This window comes from Caulobacter sp. HMWF025, assembly GCF_003060965.1.
Classification (GTDB): domain Bacteria; phylum Pseudomonadota; class Alphaproteobacteria; order Caulobacterales; family Caulobacteraceae; genus Caulobacter.
Map to the genome: position 1 here is coordinate 22,322 of NZ_QAII01000006.1, position 7,231 is coordinate 29,552.

8 protein-coding genes are annotated in these 7,231 nt (G+C 68.6%); all 8 read left to right on the plus strand.

Going from position 1 to position 7,231, the window contains the following annotated elements:
• Positions 1-175: 175 nt before the first annotated feature.
• The 8 genes from lovK to DBR10_RS00915 all read left to right on the plus strand — a co-directional run bounded on the left by lovK (position 176) and on the right by DBR10_RS00915 (position 7,216).
• Positions 176-1,285 (plus strand): photosensory histidine protein kinase LovK, encoded by a 1,110-nt coding sequence (lovK, locus tag DBR10_RS00880; RefSeq protein WP_108505668.1) that lies wholly within the window; start codon positions 176-178, stop codon positions 1,283-1,285.
• A gap of 18 nt (positions 1,286-1,303) precedes the next feature.
• Positions 1,304-1,768, plus strand: coding sequence for a response regulator (locus tag DBR10_RS00885; RefSeq protein WP_108556084.1), 465 nt, complete (start codon positions 1,304-1,306; stop codon positions 1,766-1,768).
• A gap of 71 nt (positions 1,769-1,839) precedes the next feature.
• Positions 1,840-2,754: an acetylglutamate kinase gene (gene argB / locus DBR10_RS00890; protein WP_108504410.1), complete on the plus strand. Its 915-nt coding sequence runs from the start codon at positions 1,840-1,842 to the stop codon at positions 2,752-2,754.
• Entirely contained in the window at positions 2,751-3,410 is a 660-nt protein-coding gene (locus DBR10_RS00895; protein WP_108490418.1) for a pyrimidine 5'-nucleotidase, read from the plus strand. Before argB ends, DBR10_RS00895 begins: the two co-directional genes overlap by 4 nt.
• Before the next feature lie 3 nt (positions 3,411-3,413).
• The gene (gene dapD / locus DBR10_RS00900) at positions 3,414-4,262 is read left to right on the plus strand and encodes a 2,3,4,5-tetrahydropyridine-2,6-dicarboxylate N-succinyltransferase (RefSeq protein WP_108504411.1); all 849 of its coding nucleotides are present in this window, start codon (positions 3,414-3,416) and stop codon (positions 4,260-4,262) included.
• Between the two features lie 4 nt (positions 4,263-4,266).
• Positions 4,267-5,544: a leucine-rich repeat-containing protein kinase family protein gene (locus DBR10_RS00905; RefSeq protein WP_108504412.1), complete on the plus strand. Its 1,278-nt coding sequence runs from the start codon at positions 4,267-4,269 to the stop codon at positions 5,542-5,544.
• 60 nt (positions 5,545-5,604) lie between these two features.
• Entirely contained in the window at positions 5,605-6,090 is a 486-nt protein-coding gene (locus DBR10_RS00910; RefSeq protein WP_108504413.1) for a Fur family transcriptional regulator, read from the plus strand.
• A 178-nt stretch (positions 6,091-6,268) separates the two neighbouring features.
• Complete coding sequence (locus DBR10_RS00915) at positions 6,269-7,216, plus strand: thioesterase family protein (RefSeq protein WP_108490249.1); 948 nt, start codon at positions 6,269-6,271, stop codon at positions 7,214-7,216.
• Positions 7,217-7,231: the final 15 nt, after the last annotated feature.

Genomic DNA, 7,231 nt, shown 5'->3' on the forward strand with positions numbered 1-7,231 from the left:
GCCGGTCCGAAGACCACCGGGCGGTCAGCCTCCCCTTTCCGACCGGTACGCGCGGCGTGAATCCAAGACGGGTTCACGCCGCCGCTGTTTTGGGCGCATGCTGCGCAACCGGAACAGCAGGCCCGATCGTGCGTTGTGGCCGGCGGGGATTGCTGATGGCGGGTCGGGCAGGCACATGACGGACAATTCGCAATCGCTGCGGGCCGCCGAGGCTCTGGCGTCAGGCCACGGCTCCGAAGATCCTTTCGCGGCGGCGATCCGCGCCGACCGCATGGCAACCATCATCACGGACGCCACCCAGGCAGACCATCCGATCGTTTTCGCCAATGACGCCTTCCTGCGCCTGACCGGTTATGGCCGCGACGAGGTCATCGGCCGCAATTGCCGGTTCCTGCAAGGCGTCGACACCGATCCGCTGGAGCGCGCCAGGCTACGCGCGGCGATCAGCGCGGGCCAGGACATCACCTGCGAACTGCTGAACTATCGCAAGGACGGATCGACGTTCTGGAATGCCCTCTATCTCAGCCCGGTGCACGACAGCCACGGGGCCATCACCCACTTTATCGGCTCCCAGCTGGATATCAGCGACAAGAAGCGCCTCGAGCTCCAGTGGAACGAACGCCAAAACAGCCTGGAGCAGCTGGTGGCGGACCGCACCCGGGACCTCACCCAGGCCCTGGAGCAGAAGACGGCCCTGCTCCATGAGGTCGACCACCGGGTCAAGAACAACCTCCAGCTCATCTCCTCGCTGCTCCTGCTGCAGAACCGCAGGGTTTCGGACCCGGCCGTGAAGGACGCACTGCGCGGCATGCTGGAGCGGGTCAATGCCATCGCCACCGTCCACCGCCGGCTGTTCCAGAGCGAAGACGTCGAGCGCTTCGACGTCTCCGCCTTCGTCCGCGACCTGGTCTCCGACATGATGGGGTCATCGGCCCGGACCGATATCCTGTTCCGGCTCGACCTGGAGCGGGTGGACGTGGCCGCCTCGAAGGCCGCCCCCCTGGCCCTGATTGTCAACGAACTGCTGTCCAATGCCCTGAGGCATGGCTTCCCGCACGGCCAACCCGGCCAGATCTTCGTTGGAATCGGCAGAATCAACGGCGATTTCCGGATCGAAATCGCCGATGACGGCGTTGGAATGCCGAACGCGGCGAAGTCGTCCGGCTTTGGCCTCACCATCATTCAGCTGCTTTGCCAGCAACTGAAGGCCCGGTGCGAGACGTCGGACGCCCAGCCCGGAACGCGCGTCGTGATCCACCTGCCCATCAACGACGCCCATCCCTGAACCGGGCGAGGCTGTGCCATGAACGAGCAACCGCTCGGTGTCCTGATTGTTGAAGATGAAGCCCTGCTGGCTGCAGAACTGGGCTTTCTGCTGGAAGAGGCCGGCTGCCGGCCCCTCGGCCACGCCATGCGGTCCGATGAGGCCGTGGCCATGGCCCACAAGCTCAGCCCCGACCTCGCCCTTGTCGACGTCCATCTGGGCGATGGACCGACCGGCGTCGATGTCGCGCGCCGGATCCATGACGACTGCGGGGTCGTCGCCCTGTTCATGACCGCCAACGTCAAGCGCCTGCCGGATGACTTCGCCGGGGCGTGCGGCGTGATCGGCAAGCCCTATTCCGGCCACGGCGTGAAAATGGCCCTGGCCTATCTGGAAGTCTGCATGCGCGAGGGTGTCGCCCCGGGACCCGCCCCGGTCGGCATGACCCTGTCGCCGGCCTATGCCCGGCTGTGGGGTCTAAGCGACCAACCGCGCGCGGTCTGACCTCCTTTTGAGTGACAGGGGGGGCGGGGTCCGCTATCGAGACGCGCCGTTTTTCGTATAGGACAACCGCCTTGACCGACGCCGCCGAGGAAGCGGGCTGGGCCACAGCCAAGACCCTGGCCGAGGCCCTGCCCTATATCCAGATCTACGACCGCGAAACGGTCGTAATCAAGTACGGCGGCCACGCCATGGGCCAGGAAGACGTGGCCAAGGTTTTCGCGGCCGACGCGGTGCTGTTGAAGCTGCTGGGCGTCCATCCGGTGGTGGTGCACGGCGGCGGTCCGCAGATCAGCCGCATGCTGGAGCGCGCCGGCGTCAAGTCGACCTTCATCGACGGTCTGCGGGTCACCGACGAAGCCACCATGGAAGTGGCCGAGATGGTGCTGTCCGGGGCGATCAACAAGGAAATCGCCAACTGGATCACCCTGGCCGGGGCCGAGGCCGACGTGCGCGGCGTGGGCCTGTCGGGCAAGGATGCCCGGATGATCACCGCCGAGAAGGTGACCCGCACCAAGCGTGATCCGGACAGCAACATCGAGCAGGTCGTTGACCTGGGCTTTGTGGGCGAGCCGACCAAGGTTGATCCGCACATCATCCAGGCCCTGCTGTCGTCGGAAACCGACTATATCCCGGTCATCGCCCCGATCGGCGTGTCCGAAGCCGGCCAGACCTTCAACATCAACGCCGACACCGTGGCCGGGGCCCTGGCCGGCGCGCTGAAGGCCAAGCGCATGCTGATGCTGACCGACATCGCGGGGGTTCTGGACGGTGAAGGCCAATTGATCCGTCAAATGACGATCGACGAGGCTCGTGGCCTGATCGAGAGCGGCGTCGCCAGCGGCGGCATGATCCCCAAGCTCGAAAACGCCATCCATGCCGTGGAATCGGGCGTCGAGGCCGTCGTCATCCTCGACGGTCGCCGTCCCCACGCCATGCTGGTCGAGCTGTTCAGCGAACATGGCGCGGGTACGCTCATTTCCCGATGAGCGCCGATCTCTCCCACATCGAGACCTGGCTGTTCGATCTCGACAATACGCTCTATCCGGCCGAGACCGAGTTCATGGGCCTGATCGAGGGCAAGATGACCGACTTCATGGTCAAGGCCACCGGCCTGCCCCGTGAAGAGGCCCGGGCGATCCAGAAGAAATACTACCACGAGCACGGCACCACCCTGGCCGGCCTGATGGCCAACCATGGCATCGAGCCCAAGGCCTTTCTCGACGAGGTGCATGACGTCTCGATGGACCGGTTGGTCCCCGATCCGGCCCTGCGCGCCGCGATCGGCCGCCTGCCCGGCCGCCGGCTGATCTTCACCAACGGCTCGCTGGGCCATGCCGAGCGGGTGCTGGGGCACCTTGGTCTCGACCATCTGTTCGAGGACGTCTTCGCCATCGAGACGGCCGACTATGTGCCCAAGCCGGCCCTGGCCACCTTCGACCGGATTACCCGGCTTCACGCGATCCATCCGCCCGCGGCCGCCTTCTTCGAAGACAGCGAAAAGAACCTGCACCCGGCGGCGCGCCTCGGCATGACCACCGTGCTGGTCGGGGCCCATGCCGCCGCCTCGACGGCCGACTTCGTCCACCACCGCACGCACGACCTCGCCGGGTTCCTGACCCTGGCGCGCCTGAAGGACCTCTGAGCCATGACCAGCACCGTCAGCCTCTCTGATCTGCAAACCGAAGTCGAAGCCGCCTGGGAGGCCCGCGACGGCGTCTCGACCGCCACCACCGGCCCCGTGCGCACGGCGGTCGAGGAATCCTTGATGCTGCTGGACGCCGGCAAGGCCCGGGTCTCGGAGAAGATCGACGGCGAGTGGACCACCCACCAGTGGCTGAAGAAGGCCGTGCTGCTGTCGTTCCGCCTCAACCCCAATACCGTCATGCGCGCCGGCAGCCTCGGGGGCGGCGTCGGCCCCTGGTGGGACAAGGTGCCCAACAAGTTCGACGGCTGGGAAGCCTCGCAGTTCGAGGCCGGCGGCTTCCGCGCGGTGCCGGGCGCGATCGTCCGTCGCGGGGCCCATATCGGCCGCAACGTCATCCTGATGCCGTCGTTCGTGAACATCGGCGGCTATGTCGATGAGGGCACCATGGTCGACACCTGGGTGACGGTCGGCTCGTGCGCCCAGATCGGCAAGCACGTCCACCTGTCGGGCGGCGTCGGCATCGGCGGCGTGCTGGAGCCCCTGCAGGCCAACCCGACCATCATCGAGGACAACTGCTTCATCGGGGCCCGCTCCGAAGTGGTGGAAGGCGTGATCGTCGGCGAGGGCAGCGTGCTGTCGATGGGCGTGTTCATCAGCGCCTCGACCAAGATCGTCGATCGCAAGACCGGCCAGATCCACATCGGCAAGGTGCCGCCCTACAGCGTGGTGGTGCCCGGCAACCTGCCCGACCCGAACGGCGGCCCGGGCCTCTATTGCGCCGTGATCGTCAAGACGGTCGACGCCCAGACCCGCTCCAAGACCAGCATCAACGACCTGCTGCGCGACTAGACCCGTGACCCAGACGCTGGACGCCCTGCGACGCGGATCCCTGGCCGGGGTCCGCGAACTGACGCTCCGCGAGGGGCTGACGGACTTCCCGCGCGAGATCTTCGACCTGGCCGACACGCTCGAGGTCCTGGACCTGTCGGGCAATGCGCTCAGCGACCTGCCGCACGATCTCAGCCGGTTGAAGAAGCTCAGGCTGCTGTTCTGCTCGAACAACCGGTTCGATCACCTGCCCGAGAGCCTCGGCGACTGCGCCGCACTCAGCCAGGTCGGCTTTCGCGGCAACGGGCTCAGCACGGTGGCGGCCGAGTCCCTGCCCCCGGCCCTGCGCTGGCTGACCCTGACCGACAACGCCATTGCGACCGTGCCGAAGGCGCTCGGCGAGCGGCCCGCCCTGCAGAAGCTGATGCTGGCCGGTAACCGGCTGGAGAGCGTTCCCGACAGTCTGTCAGGCTTGGCCAGTCTGGAACTGATCCGCCTCTCGGCCAATCGCTTCGAGGCCCTGCCCGGCTGGCTGGTCGATCTGCCACGCCTGGCCTGGGCGGCCATCGCCGGCAATCCGTTCGATACCGCCGTCGCGCCGGACGTCACCGCCGCGCCGTGGTCGCAGCTGGAGGTGGGCCCGATGCTCGGCGAAGGCGCTTCGGGCCAGGTGCACCAGGCCATCTGGAGCCCGCCGGGCGCGGCCCCGCGCGAGGTCGCGCTCAAGCTCTTCAAGGGGGCCATGACCAGCGATGGTCTTCCCGAGCGCGAAATGGCCGCCTGTCTCGCCGCCGGGGGCCATCCGAACCTGACCGGTGCCCTGGGCCGGCTGACCGGGCATCCCAACGAGGCCGACGGCCTGCTGATGGCCCTGCTGCCGCCCGGCTGGCGCATCCTGGCCGGTCCGCCCAGCCGCGAAAGCTGCAGCCGCGACGTCTATGATCCGGCCCTGCGCCTGCCGGTCGAGGTCGCGCTGCGGATCGCGCGTGAGGTCGGCGCCGCCGCCGCCCATCTGCACGCCCGCGGCCTGTGCCATGGCGACCTCTATGCCCACAACATCCTGTGGGACGGCCACGCAGGTGCCGCCGTGCTCAGCGACTTCGGGGCTGCGGCCTTCATGCCCGCCGATCTGGCCCCCGGCCTCGAGCGGCTGGAAGTGCTGGCCTGGGGCCTGCTACTGGGCGAACTGCTGGACCTCACCGACGCCCCGCCCGCCGCCGCCCGCGCGGTCCAGATGGCCTGCACGGCACCCGAGGTCATGAGCCGCCCCCGCATGGTCGAGGCACTGGACGCGCTTCAATAAGGACTGGGGCCTGACACCCGGGCGGTTGCGCTTGCCCCGTGCCGCCTCTACCTGTTGGACATGGCTCATCACGCCGCTTGCGATCACGACCATCACCCCCACGGCGTTGCCGGCGCGGCCCTCGCGGCCGAGCTGGTCGCCGCCGAGGCCCGCTGCGTGGCGGCTGACCAGCGCCTGACCGCGCCGCGCCGCCGGGTGCTGGAGCTGCTGCTGCAGGCCGGCCAGCCGGTGAAAGCCTATGACCTGATCTCGACCTATGCCGTCGAGGGCCCGCCGGCCAAGCCGCCGACCATCTATCGGGCCCTCGACTTCCTGGAAAAGCAGGGCTTTGCCCACCGCATCGAGAGCCTCAACGCCTATGTCGCCTGCCGCAAGGAGGCCGACGGCCACGCCGCCGCCTTCCTGATCTGCGACTGCTGTGGCGCGACCCGCGAGATCGAGCCCAAGGCCAGCGCCGAGATCATCGCCGCCGGGGCCGCCGCCGGCTACGCCCTGACCGGGGTGACGATCGAAGCGCACGGGCTGTGCGCGGACTGCCGGGGCTAGACCCCTCTGCCCCCTAAGGGGGCGGACGACCGCGAAGCGGTCCGGTGGGGGCCAGTCGGTGGCCCAAAGACTCGCCCCCTCCGCGCTGCGCGCGCCTCCCCCGGAGGGGGAAGACGATCCAGCCAAACCCCGCTAGACTCGCAAACACCTGTTCAAGAGCATCCCGGAACCCGCCGCCATGACGACCGCTGAGACCCTGCCCGGCGTCGAGATCTGGCGGGGAGGCGTCAACACCTGGGACTGCGACGAGATGGGGCACATGAACGTGCGCCACTATGTCGTGCGGGCCATGGAAGGTCTGGCGGGCATGGCGGCCGAGCTGGGCCTGCCCCACGCCTTCACCCCCTATGCCAACGCCACCCTGCTGGTGAAGGAACACCACATCCGCTTCCTGCGCGAGGCCCATGCCGGCGCCACCCTGCACATGCTGGGCGGGGTGATCGAGATGGGCGAGAGCGAGGCCAAGATCCTGCAGCTCCTGGTCCACTCGGCCTCCGGCGAACTGGCCGCCACCTTCCAGACCACCGTGGTCCACGCCACCCCGCGCGAGGGCGAGGCCTTCCCCTGGCCGCAGGTGGCCCGCGACCGCGCCGCCGCCCTGGCCGTCGAGGTCCCTGAAAAGGCCCGGGCTCGCAGCCTCGACCTGTCGCCCTTCGAAACCACGGCCGGCCTGGACCGCGCCAATGCCCTGGGCCTGACCCGCATCGGCCTCGGGGCCCTGTCCCCGGCCGAGTGCGACGTCTTTGGCCGCATGCGCGCCGAGCAGTTCATCGGCCGGGTCTCGGACGGCATCGGCAGCTTCATCGGCCCGTTCCGCGACACGGTGGTCGCCCACGGCGACTACACGCCGGCCCGGGTCGGCGGGGCGGTGCTGGAATACCGCATGGTCTATCTGGCCTGGCCGCGCCCGGGCGACCGCGTCGAGCTGCGCTCGGGCCTGATCGCCAGCGACGCCCGCACCCTGCACGTCGCCCACTGGATGCTCGACCCCGCCACCGGCCAGCCCTGGGGCACCTCGGAAGCCAAGGCCATCACCTTCGACCTCGACGCCCGCAAGGTGGTGCCGATCACCCCGGCAGCGCAGGAGGCGCTGCAGGCGTTCAGGGTCGAGGGGCTGGGGCTTTAGGGGGCGGACCTTGCT

Excerpts from the sequence above, each read along its gene's own strand:
- lovK (WP_108505668.1), top strand. The coding sequence starts at position 176 with ATGACGGACAATTCGCAATCGCTGCGGGCCGCCGAGGCTCTGGCGTCA.
- DBR10_RS00885 (WP_108556084.1), top strand. The coding sequence starts at position 1,304 with ATGAACGAGCAACCGCTCGGTGTCCTGATTGTTGAAGATGAAGCCCTG.
- DBR10_RS00895 (WP_108490418.1), top strand. The coding sequence starts at position 2,751 with ATGAGCGCCGATCTCTCCCACATCGAGACCTGGCTGTTCGATCTCGAC.
- dapD (WP_108504411.1), top strand. The coding sequence starts at position 3,414 with ATGACCAGCACCGTCAGCCTCTCTGATCTGCAAACCGAAGTCGAAGCC.
- DBR10_RS00910 (WP_108504413.1), top strand. The coding sequence starts at position 5,605 with ATGGCTCATCACGCCGCTTGCGATCACGACCATCACCCCCACGGCGTT.
- DBR10_RS00915 (WP_108490249.1), top strand. The coding sequence starts at position 6,269 with ATGACGACCGCTGAGACCCTGCCCGGCGTCGAGATCTGGCGGGGAGGC.